Genomic DNA, 18,186 nt, shown 5'->3' with positions numbered 1-18,186 from the left:
TCGCCGCGAGTTGAGGTACTCGGTCGGGCTCCGCCGTGCTCAGCCGACGATGGCCACGGGGGCGTCCCACGCGTTGCGGTCCACGGTGATCGTGTAACTGCCGCGCTTCTCCTTGCTGTTCACCATGTACTGGTGGCCGCGGCTGTGGTTCGTGTACAGCGACGTCGACCAGGGCCAGTCGGAGGTGGTCGTGGCGAGCTTGTCCCACTTGGCGTACCAGAGGTTGCCCGGCAGGTCCGTGCGGTCCTTCTCGGTGGCGATCGCGGCCGCGCTCGAGCTGCTGAAGCCGTAGTAGCCGGCCCGGTAGGTCTTGCCGCGCAGCGTCTTGGTGAAGGCGCGCACGTAGGAGAGCACGGCCTTGTTGCAGGACGCGTTCTTGATGTCGTACGGCTCCATGTCGAGGTAGAGCGCGCTGCCCGCCTTCATGCCGAGCGCGGACGCCTTGGCCACGGCGTCCTTGCCGTCGGCGGCGCCGAGCGTGGCGGCGTTCGACGTGGTCATCTTCTCGTTGCGGGTGCCGGTCTGGCAGGGCGGCTGGGCGCCTACGTAGAGCGGGATCAGCTTCCAGCCCTGGGAGTTGACGGTCTTGACCCAGGACTGGGTGAGGTTGGGCTGGTTGCAGCCGCGGTTCTTGCCGCCTATGTAGACGGCCGCCGCTCCGTAGAAGCCGGTGCGCCAGGCCTTCATGGCGGCGGCGGACGGCGCGGTGCAGGTGTCGAAGGCGCGGCCCGTGAACGTTTTCTGGGCGGGCCAGGTGGTGGCCGCCGACGCGGTGTTCGCGGCGACCGCGCCGCCCGCGACGACGACGGCACCGGCCGCGCCCCAGGCGACGTAACGGTTGCGCTTGGAGAGTCTGTGGCTCCCGCGGCTCCCGGACTTGGACATGCTGAGATCCCCACCCCTGGTTGCTGATCTTCGGCTACGAAAGATAGCCGGTCGGTGCGGAGCGCTCAGCCCCGGACCTGCCCGAGCCACTGCAGCGTGCGCCGCACCTCGGCCGGGAACGGGTGGCCCGGGCCGTGCAGCCGCTCGGAGTCGTGCAGCAGCCGGATCAGCGTCTCGTGGGCGGCGCCCCGGTCGCCGACGGCGAGCAGCAACTGGCCGATGCGGCGGCGCACTTCGAGGGCGAGGCGCAGGTCCGTGGTCGCGTACTGGTTCTCGTAGTACGGCAGGAGCGAGCGGTACTCGGCGAGGGCCGCGGCCGGTTCGCCGAGGGCCTCCAGGCACTGGGCGGCCTCGTAGCGGAACTGGAGGGAGGCCGGGTCGGCGTGCCCGGCCTCCGCGGCGCGCTCGTCGGCGAGCCGGCGCAGCTCGGGCAGGGCGCGGCGGTACTGGCCGTCGTCCATGAGCGTCGCCGCGTACTGCTTGCGCAGCGTGCGCACGACGGGCGAGTGCTCGCCGTGCTGGGCCGCCGCCGCGGGCAGGATCGCGCCGAGGATGTCGACGGCCTGCGTGATGCGGCCCTCGCCGAGCAGCCGCTTGACCTCGTCGACGGCGCGGGCCACGTCCGGGCGCTCGCCCTGGGCGCCCTGCATCTCGGCTCCGGCGGGCTGCGGCGCGGGCGTCACGGCCCGGTCGGGCCAGGGGGCGTGCGGGCGGAGGAAGGGGCGGGTCGGGTCGAGCGGGTGGCCTGTGGGCACTCCGCGCGCGGGCAGCAGCGGGAGCAGTTCCTCGTACGTCTGCTGCGCGGAGGCAGGCCGGTGCTGCGGGTCCTTGGCGAGCAGGCGCAGCACCAGGTTCTCCAGGGCCTCCGGTACTTCGGGGCGCAGTTGACGCACCGGGAGCGGGGCCTCGTACAGGTGGCGGTGGAGGATGCCGAGGGCGGTGGTGCCCGCGAACGGGACGTCTCCGCTGAGGAGTTCGTGCAGCAGCACCCCGAGCGCGTACAGGTCGGTGTACGGGCCGACGGCGCCGCCCATCGCCTGCTCGGGCGCCATGTAGGCGGGCGTGCCGATGGGGGAACCGGTGTGGGTCAGGCGCGTGGTGTCGGAGTCGAGGACGGAGGCGACGCCGAGGTCGAGGACGGTGACCGTGCCGTCCTTCTTCACCATCACGTTGCGCGGCTTGAGGTCGCGGTGGACGATCGGCACCGCGTGCACGGCCGACAGGACGGCGCACAGCTGGGCGGCGATCGAGACGGCCCACTGCCACGGGTACGGGTCGTGCTCGGCGAGGTGGTCGCCGAGGTCGGACCCGTCGATGTACTGCATGACGAGGTACAGCTCGGAGCCGATGCCCTCGCCCTCGGCGCCCGCGTCGTGCACGGTGACCAGGCCCGGGTGGTCGACCTGGGCGGTGACGCGGCACTCGCGCAGGAAGCGGCGGCGCAGCTCGTCGGCCTCGTGGCCGGCGACGCGGTCGGGGCGCAGCAGCTTCACGGCGACGCGGCGGTCGAGGCGCTGGTCGTACGCCGTCCAGACCTGGCCCATGCCGCCCTGGCCGATGAGCGTGGACAGTTCGTAGCGTCCGGCGATGACGCGGCCGCCGGTGGTGGAGGGGCCGGACACAGAGGTCACCGGCCGCCGTCCTGCTTGCGCAGGTAGTCGCTGAGCTCGTCCAGCTCGGCGCGGACCTGGTCGATGCGGTGCGGGGGCCCCGGCTGGCTCTGCGGGGCGGCCGGGGGCGCCGGGGTCGGCGCGGTGGCCGGAGTGGGGGTCGGCGTCGGCGCGGGGCCCGCGGCCTGGGTGGGCATCGCGTGCATGGGCGCCTGGGGCTGCGGCTGCGGCATGTAGGGCTGGGCCGGGGCCTGCGGCGGGTAGCCGTACGGGGTGCCGACCGGCGGGGCGCCGTACATCAGGGACGCCGTCGCGGCCTGCTGGGTCCGGTGGCCGTGGAAGCGGATGTCGGCGATCAGGTAGTACGTGACCGAGACGGCCATGTTGATGAGCATCAGGCCCATCCCGCCGTTCCCGTACCAACTGGTGAACTCCTCCGCGCCCGGGTCGCTGAAGATGCCGATCCAGCACACCAGTTGGACCGCGGCCACGGCTATGAAGACCCGCCAGTTGACCTTGCTGCGCGTCGTCAGGGCGAGCCGGAGCATGGGCACGAAGCCGAGGAAGCCGATGCTGAGGACGGCGATGGCCACGAAGAGCACGCGCATGCCCGCCAGTGCTCCGGAAGAAGGGAGCCTGGGCGGGGGTGCATAGCCGTGGCCGTGCATGGGTGCTCCTGCTGGTGGGTGCCTACGTTGCGAAGGACTGGCTGGCGAAGGTCGAGCTGATGACGGTCGGGCCGATGAAGGTCAAGCCGGCGAAAATTGGTGCTGCACCGAGCGTATAGGCCGACGCGGACAACGGAACCCGGGTTGTCCTCACTCCGGCCTTACACCGGTTCACGCGCACGCCCTCACTCCGGTTCCACAGTGCCGTCCGTAAGTCCGTCGTGCAGCCCCTGGACGAGCTGCTCGCCGAGCCTGACCGCGAGGCGCAGCGCGTCCTCGAAGGCGGCGAGGGACCTGAACCGGTCGCCGTACCCGGCCTGTTCGGCCAGCGGCAGGCGGGGCAGCTGGAGGCGGCGCACGTCGAGCCGGGTCGCGGTCGACGCGTAGCTGCTGGCCTGCCGGTTGTTCGCGGTGCCGCGCAGGAACCCGGCGACGAACCACGGGTCGAGCGCCGCCGGATCGGGCCGCAGGAGCGCGAGGCCCCGGCCCAGGGCGGCGCCCGCGGTGGCCTCGTCGACGACACGGACGACGGAGCCGCCGCCGACGACGGGCACGACGACGTCGCCGGGCTCCAGCAGGACGGGCTCGTCCGCGGTGGTGTGCGTGCCGGAGGGGGCGGCGCCGGTGAGCACGTCGTGGTCGGTGAGCATCGGCACGCGCGCGTGGCCGCCGGTGGCGCCGGAGGCCGCGGCGGTGTGCAGCGTGAGGGCGCCCGCGCGCGCGAGCTCGCCGATCGTGGTCTGCGGCCAGCGCGACGCCGCGGCGGCGGGCCGCGCGTCCCTCGGAGTCAGCTCCGTGGCCAGCCGCAGGGTGTCGGCGAGCCGTCCGCGCACGGCGGTCAGCTCCTCGGCGCCCGAGCCGCCCGCGGCCGGCGGGGGCAGGCGGCGGGCGGGCGCGAGGTCGACCTCGTCGTCGAGCAGCTCGATGACGGGCACGGAGCGGGCCAGGCCGGGCCGCTCGGCCAGGGAACCGGCACGGTCGAAGGCGCGCCACGCGTCGAGCACGGCTTCCTGCACGGCGTCCCAGGCCTGCTTCTCGCGTACGTCGCCGGAGGCGGCGGCCGTGGTGTCGACGAGCAGCAGCTCGGGCGCCGCGGGGACGGTCGCGGCGGGGCGGCGCAGGACCCACAGGTGCAGCGGGATGTTGTTCGGCGGGACGGCGCCCGCGGGCAGCGCGATCACCGCGCGCAGGGCGCCGCGGCGCAGCAGGTCGGCGCGGATGCGGCGCCCCGAACGGCGGGACGCGACGGCGGGCGGCATCAGGAGGACGGCGGTGCCGCCGTCCTCGAGGCGGGCCAACGCGTGCTGCACCCAGGCCAGTTCGGACTCGGTGCGGGCCGGGAAGCCGTACTCCCAGCGCGGGTCGTACGCCAGCTCGTCGTGGCCCCAGCCGCGCTCGTTGAACGGCGGGTGGGCGAGCACCACGCCCGCCCGTACGTCACTCAGGGCGTCGCCGCGCAGGGTGTCGGCGGCGGCGGTGCGGATGACCGGCGCGTCACCGCTGCCGTTGCCGTCGAGGGCGAGGCGGAGCGCGGTGAGGGCGGCCAGCTCGGGGGCGGCGTCCTGCCCGTAGAGACGCTGCCCCGGGCGGGTGTCCGCGGCGCGCACGGCGTGCAGCAGGGCGCCGGTGCCGCAGGCCGGGTCGAGCACGGTGGCGGCGGGCCCGGCGAGGGCGGCCATCAGCGCGGCCGGGCCCGGCGGGGTCAGCGTGTACTGGCGCGGGTTCGCGTCGAGGTGGCGGCCGAGGAGGAACGCGAAAGTGCCGCGCGCGCCCAGCTCCGCGGCGAGTTCGGCGGCACCGCGCAGCAGCGGCACGGACGGCAGGAGCGCGGTGGCCGTCGGGGTGGCCAGGGCCCGCTCGGTGGTGTGGCCGAAGCGCGGGGCGAGGACGCCTTCCAGGGCGGCGGGCAGCAGCTCGGCGAGGGCGGCGTCGTCGTCCGTGCCGCCGAGGGCGAGCCATTCGGTGGGGCGGTCGTGCACGAGGAGCAGGGCGCTTCCGGCGTGCAGCAGGGCAGTGACCGGGCCTGCCGGGTGTCCGGCGAGCTGCTGCCAGACGCGCTCGCGCAGCGGGACCTCGGCGAGCTTGCCCTGGGTGCGCAGCCAGTCCTCGACCTCGGCGAGCGCGAAGGAGGGGCTGGTCTCGGTGCCGCCGACTGGCTTGGGGAAGTCGGCGTGCCTGCGCCGCCAGTTGCTGACGGCGGCGCGGCCCACCCCCGCGAGCCGGGCGATCCCGGCGGCGGTCACTTCTGTCGCGTTGTCCTGCACCGATCGGCTCCCCTCGCGAGCGTGTGTGGCCGTGTACGGCCGTGCACGTCTGTGTGTGGCCGTGTGTGGCCGACCCTACCGACGTTCGCGTAAGAACCCCATTCACAACTGTTCACGCCTCACCTTTCGTGAATCGTGTTGACTCGGTTCACACATCATGATGTTCTTGACTCAGCCAACCGCCGGACAGGGAGAAAGCCGGGGGGAGGTTGGCATCTCTCATCTCGGAGGAAACAGTCATGTCCCAGACCCAGCCGCAGCAGCACCCCCAGTACCCGCCGTTCCAGCCGCCGCAGCACCAGCAGCCGCAGCAGATCGCGCGGAACGGCCTGGGGACGGCCGCGCTGATCCTCGGCATCATCGGCGCCCTGTCCGGGATCGTCCCGATCATGTTCTGGCTGGCCGGCGTCCTCGGCGTGGTCGCCCTGATCCTGGGCCTGACGGGGCACGCCAGGGCCAGGCGCGGCGAGGCGACGAACAAGGGGGTGGCCCTGACCGGCGCGATCCTCGCGCTGATCTCCCTGGGACTCGCGGTCTTCGGCGCGGTCACCACGTTCAAGGCGGTCGACGACGCGGTCGACGAGATCAACAAGTCGGTGTCGGACACCAAGCCGAAGGACACGAAGCCCTCGGGCGCCGCGAAGGACGACAGCGCCAAGGGCAGCGACAAGAGCGACGACAAGGGCGACAAGGGCGACGACAAGAAGGTCGACACCAGCAAGCCGTTGGCGGCGGGCGACGCCGTGGTCTACGACGACGACCTGACGGTCACGGTGTCGAACGCGGTCTCCTACCACCCGAGCGAGTACGCGGCGGGTCACACGGGGGGCAACCACGCCTACAAGGTGACCGTGACCGTCACCAACGACAGCAAGAAGAAGTTCGACGCGAGCCTGCTGCAGGCCGACGCGCGCGCCGGCCAGGACGGCGTCGAGGCGGAGCAGATCTTCGACGACAAGATCGGCAGCGGCTTCGACGGCACGATCCTGCCCGGCAAGAAGGCCACGGTCGTCTACGCCTTCGACGCCCCGGCCGCCGCGAAGAACCTCACGGTCGAGGTCACGCCGAGCTTCGAGTACGACGGGACCCAGTGGGACCTGAAGCTGTAGCCACCCGGGCAGTCGCCCGGGGACGGATCAGGTGCGGCAGGCGCTCAGAGCGCGTGCCGCACCCACACGTTGGGCTCGACGTACACGGCGACGTCGCGCTCCGGGTCGCAGTGCACCGGCACGAGAGCGGCCGGCACCTCGACCGGGCCCGCGGTGTCGAAGGCGACCCCGGTCCACGCCCGCCACTCGGCGAGCGAGCCGGACACGGTCATCGAGGCGGGCGCCACCTTGTCGATGACGCCGCCCGCGCGGACGTGCACCCGCAGCCACGGGTCGTGCGGCAGCCCGTCCGACTCCCGCACCCGGTACGCGTATTCGCTCATCGGGGTCTTCGGCTCCTGGTGCTTGCCGCTGGGCCGCACCGGCGCGACGACCTCGTCGAATCCACGGGACCGCGCGTTCTCCCGCAGCGCGGCGAGCATCCGTCCGGACAGGCCGCGGCCGAGGAGCCGCGGCACGATGGTGATCTCGACGGCGCTGACCGTGTCGGGCGCGACGCCGTGCCGGCGGTCGGCGAACGACCACTGGATCACCCGGTCCCAGCCCCGGTCCGGCAGCACTCCGCCGCGCCCCTCCACGTGCTGGGCGAACGGCACGCTGAAGCCCTTGGCCACGACGTCCCCGGCCGGGTCGGTGGCGACCAGCACGTACTCCGGCAGCTCTGCGGCGATCCGTCCCATGAAGGACCAGCCGACCGGGTCGTGCTGCACGAACACCGGCCAGGTGTCCTCCATCGTCCACACCGCGTCGCGCAGTTCGGGCCGCTCGGCGAGCGTCGTGATGGTGAGGTCCGCGTCGCTGGTCATGGCGTACGTCCTTCAGGGACAGGAGGTCAGCGGGCGTGGAAACGCGCCGGGGCCTCGGTGGGGTTGCCGCCCGACGGTAGCTTCTGGTCGGGGCAGGTGGTCAACACCTTTTGCATGGCGTCCCGTTCGGCGGCGGTCACCCACAGCCCGTACTTCTTCTTCACGGCGACCTGCCCGGCGACGTACGTACAGCGATATCCCTTGTTCGCGGGCAGCCAGGTCGCGGTGTCCCCGTCTCCCTTGCTGCGGTTGGGAGTCGCGTCGACGGCGAGCAGGTTCAGCGGGTCGTTGGCGAACGCGATGCGCTTGCTCGGGTCCCACTGGAAGGCGCCCTTCTGCCAGGCGTCGGACAGGGCGACGAGGTGGTCGATGTCGACCTTGCTGCGCCCGCGCGCGTACGAGACGTCCTTGCCACCGTACGGATCGGGGGACAGCAGGCCCGACGTCACCTTGCAGTGCCCGTCCGAGAACCGCACCGACTTCAGGTCCCGCTTGAGGATGTCGGAGCGGGTGTCGCAGCCGTTCGAGTCGGTGTCGGCCCAGGCGCTGCCGAACCGCTCCCGCGCGTAACCGGTCTTCGGCGCACGCCCCTTGACGGTGAGCGTGTCCACGGCGGCGAGCGCGCTGCCCGCCTTCCCCTCGGGCCCGGGCCCGGCCTCGCCGCCCGTCCCGGTCGTCGACTCGCACCCGGTGACGGCGACGACGCCCACCAGCACGACGCCCGCGATCCGACCGCCGACTCGCTGCACAGCCACGGCAGTACCTCCCCTTTTGTTCCTCTTCGCGACCTATTTCCCCCGCCGCTCACGGTACCCGAGGCAAGATCACACCTTGCCGATGCCCAGGGTCGTGACGGACGGCAGCAGTCCCGACCCCAGAACAGCTACCCACAACGGGCCCAGGAGATCGGCCAGTTCGGCGGTGCGGTCGGGGCCGAGCGCCTGCCAGGGGGCGGCGGCGAGCCGGTCGGTGCGGGACTCGACCCCGGCGCGCAGGGCGCGGCCCGCGTCGGTCGCGACGCCGTCGGCGTCCACCAGGCCGCGCGCGGCGAGGCGTTGGCGTGCGGCCCGCCACTCCTGCTCCGGCCAGCCGCGACTGGCGAACTGCTGCTCGGGGGCCGCGCCGATCGCCGCGAACGACACCAGCGACTCGGCCGGGTCGAGCTCCGCGGCGAGCAGCGCCACGAGGTGCCCGTCGCCCCGGTGTTCGCGCAGCACGGTCGCGGCCTGCCACAGGACCAGGTGCGGGGCGTCGGGCCAGGGCAGTTCGGCGTTGGCCGCCGCCAGCGGTCGCCCCTCGGTGTGCACGGCCTCGGCCGCGCGCCGGGCCAGGTCGGCGGCGCGCGACAGCTCGGGGCCGTCCAGTACGTCACCCAGGAGCGTTCGGTAGGCCCGGTCGATGCCGCGCAGCCGGGCGGCCAGGACGTCCTCCGGGGAGGCGACCTTCCATGCGGCCGGTACGTGCGCGGCGACCGTGTGGGGGTTGAAGCTGTAGAACGCGGACGCGACCCGCTCGGTGCCGGCTGCGCCCAGCGGAGCGGCGCGCAGCGCGAAGTAGCTCGGCCACCGCTCCGCCACGTCGTAGCCGAGCGCGGCGGACTCCTCGAAGACCTCGGGCGCGTAATAGAGGACGGCGTGCAACGGTTCCAGCAGGTGCCACATCTGGCGGGTGCGAGCAGATTCCTGTGCCATGTCGGTCATCCCCCTCGGCGCGTTCAGCGGCGCGTTCGCGCTCCCGCTTCTTGTCAGTGACACGTCTTGCCACTGACACGTCTTGTCAGTGACAAGATTGCGCGCCATCGGGGAACTTGTCAATGACAAGATGGGGCGTACGCTGATGGCCATGGCCGACACCCCGGCGCCCGCGCGCGCCTACCACCACGGCGACCTGCGACGCGCCCTGCTCACCGCCGCCCTGGACGAAATCGCCGCCGGCGGTCCGGACGCGGTGAGCCTGCGGGCGCTGGCCCGCCGCGCGGGCGTCTCGCACGCCGCCCCCGCACACCATTTCGGCGACCGGCCCGGCCTGCTCACCGCGATCGCCACGGAGGGATTCGACCTGCTCGCGCAGGAGCTGTCCGAGGCGGACGGGCTGCGGGAGGCGGGCGCACGCTATGTACGGTTCGCGGTCAGGCACCGTGCGTACTTCCAGGTGATGTTCCGCCCGGAACTCCTGCACACCGGCGACCCCGCGCTGGTCACCGCCCGCTCTCACGCGTCCGCCGCCCTCGGCGCCGGCATCACCGGGCTCCCGCCACAGAACCGGGGTGCGGACGCCCGCACCGCCGGAATCGCGGCCTGGTCCCTGGCCCACGGTTTCGCCACGCTGCTGCTGGCGCGGAATCTGACGGAACCCGTGGGCGGACAGGACCCGGAGGAGTACTTCCGCCTGCTGGCGGACCTGCTGTTCCAAGGCGGCGGGAACAGCAACGGCAACAGCGACGGCGACGGCGACAGCGACAGCGACAGCGACAGCGACAGCGACTGAGCCACGGCAGGGGGCCCCGGCGGCAGCTGCCGCCGGGGCCCCCTGCCGATGTCAGGTCAGCCCGTCGCGCTGTTCAGTGCCGCGAGGACCGCTCCGTACGCCTCCTTCTTCTGGTACGAGCCGTTGAAGAGCAGCGGGGTTTCCTGGGCGCGCCAGGAGTACTTGTCGGTGATGCCCCACACGGTGATGCCGTTGCACCGGGCGACGGCGACGCAGGCCTGCGTGACCTGCCGGTACACGTTCGCCTGCGCGGAGCCCGAGCCGCCGACGTCGAGTTCGGTGATCTGCACGTGCACGCCGAGGTCGGCGAAGCGCTGGAGGTTCTGCCGGTACGTGCTCAGGTCGGAGTTGGAGGCGAGGTGGCTCTGGAAGCCGACGCAGTCGATCGGGACGCCGCGGGCCTTGAAGTCCTTGACCATGCGGTAGATGCCGTCGCTCTTCGCGTTGAGGCCGTCGGTGCCGTAGTCGTTGTAACAGAGCTTGGCCTTGGGGTCGGCGGCCCGCGCGGTGCGGAAGGCGTCCTCGATCCAGCCGTCGCCGAGCTGCTTCTGGAGGTTGGACTGGCGCCGGCTGCCGTCCCATTCGAAGGCCTCGTTGACCACGTCCCAGGAGTCGATCTTGCCCGCGTAGTGTCCTGCGACCTTGGTGATGTGGTTGCGCATCGCGCTGCGCAGGGCGTCGCCCGTCAGGCCCTGGACCCAGCCGGGCTGCTGCGCGTGCCAGACCAGGGTGTGGCCGCGGACGAACTTGCCGTGCTGCTGGGCGTAGGTGACGAGTTGGTCGCCGCCGCTGAAGTTGAACTGGTTCGGGCTGGGCTCGGTGGCGTCCCACTTCATCGCGTTCTCCGAGACGACGCTGGAGAACTCCCGGTTGAGCGTGGACTCGTAGTCGGTCTCGCCGAGGTGCGGGGCGACCGCGGCACCGAAGTACCGGCCGTGCGCGGAGGCCGCGCCGCCGAGCGTGTCGGCGGCCTGGGCGGTGGGCGACAGGGTCAGGGCGGCGGCGGCCGCCAGGGCGCCGCCCGCCGCGGCGACGAGCACGGACTTGGTCCGTCGTGAGGTACGGGTTCTTGAGGAGCTGTCGGTCATGGCGCTTCCGTCTCTCTTGTGGGGGGGGCGGGACAGGGCCTCTTGTGGGGAGTCAGGCCAGGGCGGCTTCCCAGCGGGTGCCGGCGCCGGTGGCGTCCGCGGCGAGTCGGTCGCGGGCCGCGGTGTCGTCGTACAGGCGCCAGCGGAACCAGTCCACGAGGGTGTTCTGGGTCCGGTCGAAGGTGGGGAACCCCGGGTTCAGGTACGAGGCGTGGTCCGCGCCGATGTGGGTGAGGAACGCCTTGGGCGCGGGCAGTTCCTGGTACGCCTGCCGGGCCAGGTCGTAGCGGCAGGTCGGGTCCTTGTCACCGTGGATGAACAGCGTGCCCGCGTGGACCGAGGCCGCGGGGGTGCCCATGTCGACGCAGGCGACCGGCACGGCGGCGACGATCCGCTCGTCGGGCCAGGCGGTCAGCAGGCCGTGAATGGTCATGCCGCCCATCGAGTGCCCGGAGACACCGACGCCGGCCGCGGTGTCGATGTGTCCGGCGAAGGGTCCGCTCCCGTTCAGGGCCAGGGTCCGGGTGAGGACCTCGGAGACGTCCCTCGACCACTCCCCGCCGTACACGGAACCGATGTTGGTGTTGTCGGAGATCGAGGGTGCCGGACAGATGAATCCGGCGGCGGCTATCGCGTGGGTCTGCGAGGCGTACGAGTCGGAGTTGCCGTACGCGCCGTGGTTCCACTCCGCGACGGGGAACACCCCGTCCGCGAGCGGGGCGTTGGGGACGGGGGCGCCGCCGGGGGCACCGGGGGTCGGATAGAAGACCTTGGTGAACAGCGAGCGGCTGCCGCGGCTCCAGTTGAACTGGCGCACTCCGACGGCGAACTGCCGGGCGGGCGCCGCTCGTTCGGCACCGGAGGCGGTCCGCAGACCGGAGTCGAGCAGGGGGACGCTCAGACCCGCGGTCGCGGCCGCGGTCAGGCCGAGGAAGGTACGTCGCTTCAACGACATGCGTGACTCCTTACGTGGGGGCGTGGGGGACGTGGGGGGACGTGGGGGACGTGGGGGACGCGAGGGGTTCAGCAGGTGAAGCCCGTCTGCGTGACCAGGCCGACCTTGGAGGGCAACTGGCGTTTCTCACCGCGGGAGTTGGGGTCCCGGACCTGGTGGAGGCGATGCGTGAGGGGCATGGGCAACTCCAGAGCGGCTCATGAAGTGGGGGGATGGTGCGCATGCGTGCAGCTCAGGCCGTCATTGGTCGAAATCCCGGACGACTGCCGGGTCTTCGGACGTCTAGGAATGATGGTGGCTTGACGGTGGGCGGTCAACGCTTCGCGCGCAATTGTTTCGACCGACTGCTCGAAACAGTTGCGGAAAAGTTTCCACTGCACTGGCGAGCGGGCGACTTGGATACTTGGAGACCGAGAAAAAAGTCAGCCCGGCCCGGACCGCGAAAGGCACGCCGTCGAAGCCGACCACGCTCAGGTCCGCGGGAACGCGCAGCCCGGCCTCGCGCGCCGCCTGGTAGACGCCGAGTGCCTGCATGTCGTTGGCGGTGACGATCGCGGTGGGCCGGTCCGGCCGGCCGAGCAGAGTCCCGGCCGCGGCCTGGCCGCCCTTGAAGTTGGTGGCGCCGGCGTCGTGCAGGCCAAACGTGGAGACCACGACCACGACCACGACCCCGGTCCCGATCACCGAGCCTCTGCGGGCCGATTCGACTTGACGTTGTCACTGGCGTCAAGGTCGCACGATCCCCGCATGAACAGCACGAGCAGCACGCGCAGCGTCATCAACGCAGAGAACACCGCGCACACGGTCGCGCCCACGGTCGTCGTCACCGGAGCGGGCACCGGCATCGGCCGTGCCACCGCCCACGCCTTCGCCGACCGCGGCTACCGGGTCGTCGCGGTGGGCCGCAGGCCGCAGCCGCTGGACGGGACCGCCGCGTACGCCCCGGAGCTGATCACCCCGCTCGCCGCCGACGTCACGGCCGACGACGGACCGGCCTCCATCGTCCGTACGACCCTTCGGGCGCACGGCCGGCTCGACGTCCTGGTCCACAACGCGGGGATCACCAACTCCGAGTCCCTGGAGACGTACACGCGGGACTCGGCCCATGCCCTGCTCGCCACCAACCTGGTCGCCCCGACGCTGCTCACCCAGGCCGCGCTGCCCGCGCTGACCGCCTCGCGCGGCGTCGTCATCAGCGTCACGACCGCGATCGGGCAGCGCGGCTGGCCCGGCAACTCCCTCTACGCGGCCGGGAAAGCGGCCCTCGACTCGCTCACCCGGAGCTGGGCGGTGCAGCTCGCGCCGCGCGGGGTCCGGGTCGCGGCGGTCGCCCCCGGCGCGATCGAGACGCCGATCGCCGACCACTCCGCGTACACCGCCGAGGAGCGGGCCGCGATCCGCAAGTGGCAGCTGGAGCACACGCCGCTCGGCCGGGTCGGGCGCCCGGAGGAGGTGGCGGCGACGATCGTCCATCTCGCCTCGCCGGACGCGTCGTTCGTCACCGGAGTGATCGTGCCGGTGGACGGCGGAGCGGTCGTCGCCTGAGACTGCCGGGTATGCGGATCGGAGAACTGGCGGCGACCACCGGGACCTCGCCGCGCGCCCTGCGCCACTACGAGCAGGCGGGCCTGCTCACGTCCGAGCGCGCGGCCAACGGCTACCGGGTGTACGACGCGGCCGCCGTCACCCGCGTCGGCAACATCCGCCTCCTGCTCGACGCGGGCCTCACCGTGGACGACGTCCAGCTGTTCCTGCCGTGCCTGGACGGCGACATGCTGGCGCAGGGCCCCTCGGACGGCTTCCTCCGCATCGTCCGCGAACGGCTCGCGGTGATCGACCGGAGGATCGCGGCGCAGGTGGCGGTGCGGAATCGGTTGGCCACCGCACTGGACGAAGCGGCTCCGAACAAGTGACCCGAGGCGGGGTCACTCGTTCCGGCGATGCGTCGATCAAGCCGCCGAGTACGCTGGCAGGACGCGCCAGACTCCGTCGCATGGGAGCGCTGATGATGAGCACCGCCGCCGAGCATGAGCCGGAGCGTCCGCAGCCGAAGAGTACGTGGCCGACGCCACCGCTCGACGGCTGGACCGCAGACGACCTCGACACCATTCCGGGCCTCCCCCCCCACGCCGAGATGATCGACGGAGGCCTGTTCCTCGTGAGCCCGCAGACGTACTTCCACATGGAGACCCTCTGGCTGCTGGAAAGCGGACTGCGTGCCCATGCGCCCACGAAGCTGGCCGTGGTCCGCGAAATGACCACAAAGATCGACAAGCGGACCAGGCCGGAGCCGGACCTCATGGTGCTCCCGCGCAGCGCCGTGTCCGGCCGCCGCGAGACGTGGTACGACCCGGCCAAGGTCCTCCTCGCCGTCGAGGTCGTCTCCGACGATTCCGTGGAACGCGACCGTGAGATCAAGCCCCGCAAGTACGCTGCTGCCCGCATCCCGCACTACTGGCGCGTGGAGGACAGTGACGGCAAGCCCGTCGTCTACGTCTACGAACTCGATCCGGCGACCAACTCGTACGCGATCACCGGCATCCACCACGACCGGTTGAAGGTCAGCGTCCCCTTCGCCGTCGACCTCGAACTGGTGCTGCCCGAGGACGACGGCGTCGACGACGAGTGACTGCCTACGACCCCAGGATCGTCGCCAGGAACTCCCCGACCCAGGCCAGCAACTCCCGGCCGACCAGCGGCTTTCCGCCGACCTTTGCCGTCTTCGGGCGCGGTACGAGGATCTGGTGCGTGGCCGGCTTGATCACCGTGCCCGGGTACAGGCGCTTCAGCCTGAGCTCCTGCGACTCCCTCAACTCCACCGGCGCGAAGCGGATGTTGGTGCCCTGGAGCACGATCTCGCCGACGCCGCAGGCGCGGGAGAGCATCCGCAGGCCTGCGACCAGCAGGAGGTTCTCGACGGGCTCGGGCAACTTGCCGTAGCGGTCGGTCAGTTCCTCGCGGACCTGCTTGACGTCGTCCTCGGTGCCGGCGCTCGCGATGGCCCGGTAGGCCTGGAGGCGCAGCCGCTCGCCCGGCGCGTAGTCGTGCGGGACGTGCGCGTCGACCGGGAGCTCGATCTTGACCTCCAGCGGCGGCTGCTCGTCCGAAGAGCCGTCGCCGCCCTCCATCTGCGCGCGGTAGTCGGCCACGGCCTCGCCGACCATGCGGACGTACAGGTCGAAGCCGACGCCCGCGATGTGCCCCGACTGTTCGCCGCCCAGCAGGTTGCCCGCGCCGCGGATCTCCAGGTCCTTCATCGCCACGTACATGCCCGCGCCCATCTCGGTGTGCTGGGCGATGGTGGCCAGGCGCTCGTGGGCGGTCTCGGTCAGCGGCTTCTCCGGCGGGTACAGGAAGTACGCGTAGCCGCGCTCGCGGCCACGGCCGACGCGGCCGCGCAGCTGGTGGAGCTGGGAGAGGCCGAAGTTGTCGCCGCGCTCGACGATGAGCGTGTTGGCGTTCGAGATGTCGATGCCGGACTCGACGATCGTCGTCGACACCAGCACGTCGAACTTCTTCTCCCAGAAGTCCACCACGACCTGCTCCAGGGCCTGTTCGGACATCTGGCCGTGGGCCGTCGCGATGCGCGCCTCGGGCACGATCTCGCGCAGGCGGGCCGCCGCCCGGTCGATCGACTCGACCCGGTTGTGGATGTAGAAGACCTGGCCCTCGCGCAGCAGCTCGCGGCGGATGGCCGCGCCGATCTGCTTCTCCTCGTACGGGCCGACGAAGGTGAGGACCGGGTGCCGCTCCTCGGGCGGTGTCGTGATCGTCGACATCTCGCGGATGCCGGTCACCGCCATTTCGAGCGTACGGGGGATGGGGGTGGCGGACATCGTCAGCACGTCCACGTTGGCCCGCAGCTTCTTCAGCTGCTCCTTGTGCTCGACGCCGAACCGCTGCTCCTCGTCGACGATGACCAGGCCCAGGTCCTTGAACTTGGTCTCGGAGGAGAACAGGCGGTGCGTGCCGATGACGACGTCGACCGCGCCGTCCTTCAGCCCCTCGAGCGTCGCCTTCGCCTCCGTGTCCGTCTGGAAGCGGCTCAACGCCTTGACGCTGACGGGGAATTGGGAATACCGCTCGGAGAACGTGCCGAAGTGCTGCTGCACGAGCAGGGTCGTCGGGACGAGGACGGCGACCTGCTTGCCGTCCTGGACCGCCTTGAAGGCCGCGCGGACCGCGATCTCGGTCTTGCCGTAGCCGACGTCGCCGCAGATCAGCCGGTCCATCGGGACCGTCTTCTCCATGTCGTCCTTGACCTCGGCGATCGTGGTCAGCTGGTCGGGCGTCTCCGCGTACGGGAACGCGTCCTCCAGCTCGCGCTGCCAGGGCGTGTCCGCCCCGAAGGCGTGGCCGGGCGCCGCCATGCGGGCCGAGTACAGCTTGATCAGGTCGGCGGCGATCTCCTTGACCGCCTTCTTCGCGCGCGCCTTCGTCTTCGTCCAGTCGGCGCCGCCGAGCCGGTGCAGCGTCGGGGCCTCGCCGCCGACGTACTTGGTGATCTGCTCCAGCTGGTCGGTGGGGATGTAGAGGCGGTCGCCGGGCTGGCCGCGCTTGGCGGGGGCGTACTCGACGACGAGGTACTCGCGGGTGGCGCCCTGCACCGTGCGCTGCACCATCTCGATGTAGCGGCCGACACCGTGCTGCTCGTGCACGATGTAGTCGCCGGACTCGAGGGTGAGCGGGTCGATGGTCTTGCGGCGCCTGGCCGGCATCCGCTGGCCGTCCTTGCCGGCCGTCCGCTGCCCGGTCAGGTCCGTCTCGGTGAGGACGGCGACCTTCAACTCCGGGTGCACGAAGCCGACTTCGAGCGAGCCGCACGCCACCTGCACCACGGCGGGGGCGAGTGCGGCGAGGTCCTTGTCGAGGCGGGCGGCGATGCCCTCGCCGCCGAGCACCTCGACGGTGCGGGCCGCGGGGCCGTGGCCCTCGGTGACGAAGACGGTGCGCCATCCGTCGGCGAGCCAGCCCTTGGTGTCGGCGAGGGCCTTGGCGGTGTCGCCGCGGTACATCTCCGGTGCGTGCATGCCGAGTTGGAGGGTGTCGGCGTCCACATCCGCGTCGGCGGCGAACGGCGAGACCGACCACCACATCATGCCGAGCTCGCGCGCCCGCTCGCGCACGTCCGCGATGGACCACAGCGACGCCGCCCCTACGTCGATGGGGGCGTCGCCGCCCGTCGCGGAGGCGGCCCAGGACGCCTGCAGGAACTCCTGCGAGGTCGCCACCAGGTCCGCGGCCCGCGTCCGCACCCGCTCCGGGTCGCAGACCACGGCCATGGACCCCGCGGGCAGGACGTCGACCAGCAGCTCCATGTCGTCGACGAGGACGGGCGCGAGGGACTCCATGCCCTCGACCGCGATGCCCTCGGCGATCTTGCCGAGGAGCTCGCCCAACTCCGGGTGCTGCTCGGCGAGTTCGGCCGCCCTGGCGCGCACGTCGGCGGTGAGCAGGAGCTCCCGGCAGGGCGGCGCCCACAGTCCGTGCTCGGCGATCTCCAGGGACCGCTGGTCGGCGACCTTGAAGTAACGGATCTCCTCGACGTCGTCGCCCCAGAACTCGACGCGGAGCGGGTGCTCCTCGGTCGGCGGGAAGACATCGAGGATGCCGCCGCGCACGGCGAACTCGCCGCGCTTCTCGACGAGTTCGACCCGGGCGTACGCGGCCGCGGCCAGCGCCTCGACGATCTCGTTCAGATCGGCGCTCTGCCCGCTGCGCAGCGCCACGGGCTCCAACTCCCCGAGGCCCTTGACCTGCGGCTGCAGCACGGAGCGGATGGGTGCGACGACGACGGACACCGGGCCGGTCTCCGGGTCGTCGGCGCTCGGGTGGGTCAGCCTGCGCAGCACGGCGAGCCGCCGCCCGACCGTGTCCGACCTCGGGCTCAGCCGCTCGTGCGGCAGCGTCTCCCACGACGGGTACTCGGCGACCCCGTCCTCGGGCAGCAGCGAGCGCAGCGCCGCGGCCAGGTCCTCGGCCTCGCGCCCGGTGGCGGTGACGGCGAGCACGGGCCGCTTCGCCTCGCGCGCGAGGGCGGCCACCGTGAAGGGCCGGGACGCGGGCGGGCCGACCAGGTCGATGTGCATCCGGTTGCCGTCGCCGGCGGCCTTCACCGCTTCGGTGAGGGCCGCGTCCTTGACGACGGCGTCGAGAAGTCCGTACAGGCTCATGGGTGGGACTTGGCCTTTCCCGTCCGGGGTGGGCAACGCAAAGGGCCCGACACGTGGGACGGGCCGGGGGTTTCCAGGGTACGTCGCCGGGGAGCCCGTCACCCGGCAGAGGGAACGCGCTGGCCCATAGGGGGGAGGCGG

15 protein-coding genes and 1 pseudogene are annotated in these 18,186 nt (G+C 72.0%); 5 read left to right on the top strand and 11 right to left on the bottom strand.

The features are described from left to right. Positions 1-39: 39 nt before the first annotated feature. From ACIBUY_RS28890 to ACIBUY_RS28875, 4 genes are all read right to left on the bottom strand, one after another. Positions 40-885, bottom strand: a complete 846-nt coding sequence (locus ACIBUY_RS28890; protein WP_365566272.1) for a glycoside hydrolase domain-containing protein — start codon at positions 883-885, stop codon at positions 40-42. A 65-nt stretch (positions 886-950) separates the two neighbouring features. Beyond that, positions 951-2,516, bottom strand: coding sequence for a protein kinase (locus ACIBUY_RS28885; RefSeq protein ID WP_399154185.1), 1,566 nt, complete (start codon positions 2,514-2,516; stop codon positions 951-953). Then, positions 2,513-3,103, bottom strand: coding sequence for a hypothetical protein (locus tag ACIBUY_RS28880; RefSeq protein ID WP_365566268.1), 591 nt, complete (start codon positions 3,101-3,103; stop codon positions 2,513-2,515). Before ACIBUY_RS28880 ends, ACIBUY_RS28885 begins: the two co-directional genes overlap by 4 nt. 245 nt (positions 3,104-3,348) lie before the next feature. Beyond that, positions 3,349-5,427, bottom strand: coding sequence for an N-6 DNA methylase (locus tag ACIBUY_RS28875; protein ID WP_399154184.1), 2,079 nt, complete (start codon positions 5,425-5,427; stop codon positions 3,349-3,351). A 239-nt stretch (positions 5,428-5,666) separates the two neighbouring features. Here ACIBUY_RS28875 and ACIBUY_RS28870 point away from each other — a divergent pair, with 239 nt between their 5' ends. Further along, positions 5,667-6,536, top strand: a complete 870-nt coding sequence (locus tag ACIBUY_RS28870) for a DUF4190 domain-containing protein (RefSeq protein WP_399154183.1) — start codon at positions 5,667-5,669, stop codon at positions 6,534-6,536. Between the two features lie 44 nt (positions 6,537-6,580). Here ACIBUY_RS28870 and ACIBUY_RS28865 read toward each other — a convergent pair whose 3' ends face one another. The 3 genes from ACIBUY_RS28865 to ACIBUY_RS28855 form a co-directional block, all read right to left on the bottom strand. Then, positions 6,581-7,342 carry an N-acetyltransferase gene (locus tag ACIBUY_RS28865; RefSeq protein WP_365566261.1) on the bottom strand — a complete coding sequence of 254 codons (762 nt, stop codon included), beginning with the start codon at positions 7,340-7,342 and terminating at the stop codon, positions 6,581-6,583. A gap of 26 nt (positions 7,343-7,368) precedes the next feature. Beyond that, entirely contained in the window at positions 7,369-8,097 is a 729-nt protein-coding gene (locus tag ACIBUY_RS28860; protein ID WP_399154182.1) for an HNH endonuclease family protein, read from the bottom strand. 69 nt (positions 8,098-8,166) lie between these two features. Then, positions 8,167-9,033, bottom strand: a complete 867-nt coding sequence (locus tag ACIBUY_RS28855; protein ID WP_399154181.1) for a hypothetical protein — start codon at positions 9,031-9,033, stop codon at positions 8,167-8,169. 151 nt (positions 9,034-9,184) lie between these two features. On the opposite strand from ACIBUY_RS28855, the gene ACIBUY_RS28850 reads away from it, so the two are divergent. Further along, positions 9,185-9,829, top strand: a complete 645-nt coding sequence (locus tag ACIBUY_RS28850; protein ID WP_399154180.1) for a TetR/AcrR family transcriptional regulator — start codon at positions 9,185-9,187, stop codon at positions 9,827-9,829. 56 nt (positions 9,830-9,885) lie between these two features. Here the strand turns inward: ACIBUY_RS28850 and ACIBUY_RS28845 are convergent, their stop codons facing one another. The 3 genes and pseudogenes from ACIBUY_RS28845 to ACIBUY_RS28835 form a co-directional block, all read right to left on the bottom strand. Continuing rightward, positions 9,886-10,917 carry an endo-1,4-beta-xylanase gene (locus ACIBUY_RS28845; protein ID WP_365566255.1) on the bottom strand — a complete coding sequence of 344 codons (1,032 nt, stop codon included), beginning with the start codon at positions 10,915-10,917 and terminating at the stop codon, positions 9,886-9,888. A 52-nt stretch (positions 10,918-10,969) separates the two neighbouring features. After that, positions 10,970-11,872: an alpha/beta hydrolase gene (locus ACIBUY_RS28840; protein WP_365566253.1), complete on the bottom strand. Its 903-nt coding sequence runs from the start codon at positions 11,870-11,872 to the stop codon at positions 10,970-10,972. Between the two features lie 443 nt (positions 11,873-12,315). Continuing rightward, positions 12,316-12,475, bottom strand: a pseudogene (locus tag ACIBUY_RS28835) (substrate-binding domain-containing protein); the annotation flags it as partial. Positions 12,476-12,619: 144 nt separating this feature from the next. On the opposite strand from ACIBUY_RS28835, the gene ACIBUY_RS28830 reads away from it, so the two are divergent. From ACIBUY_RS28830 to ACIBUY_RS28820, 3 genes are all read left to right on the top strand, one after another. Continuing rightward, the gene (locus ACIBUY_RS28830) at positions 12,620-13,417 is read left to right on the top strand and encodes an SDR family NAD(P)-dependent oxidoreductase (protein WP_399154179.1); all 798 of its coding nucleotides are present in this window, start codon (positions 12,620-12,622) and stop codon (positions 13,415-13,417) included. Between the two features lie 11 nt (positions 13,418-13,428). After that, a complete protein-coding gene (locus ACIBUY_RS28825; protein WP_399154178.1) occupies positions 13,429-13,785 on the top strand; it encodes a MerR family transcriptional regulator in 357 nt (118 codons plus the stop codon). Positions 13,786-13,865: 80 nt separating this feature from the next. Then, a complete protein-coding gene (locus ACIBUY_RS28820; protein WP_365566247.1) occupies positions 13,866-14,501 on the top strand; it encodes a Uma2 family endonuclease in 636 nt (211 codons plus the stop codon). A gap of 4 nt (positions 14,502-14,505) precedes the next feature. Here the strand turns inward: ACIBUY_RS28820 and mfd are convergent, their stop codons facing one another. Next, the gene (mfd, locus tag ACIBUY_RS28815; protein ID WP_365566245.1) at positions 14,506-18,045 is read right to left on the bottom strand and encodes a transcription-repair coupling factor; all 3,540 of its coding nucleotides are present in this window, start codon (positions 18,043-18,045) and stop codon (positions 14,506-14,508) included. Positions 18,046-18,186 lie beyond the last annotated feature (141 nt).

It is taken from the genome of Streptomyces sp. NPDC050085, assembly GCF_044460595.1.
Taxonomy (GTDB): domain Bacteria; phylum Actinomycetota; class Actinomycetes; order Streptomycetales; family Streptomycetaceae; genus Streptomyces.
The sequence above is the reverse complement of the archived record's forward strand: the minus strand, read 5'-3'. Positions and strand labels throughout refer to the sequence as shown.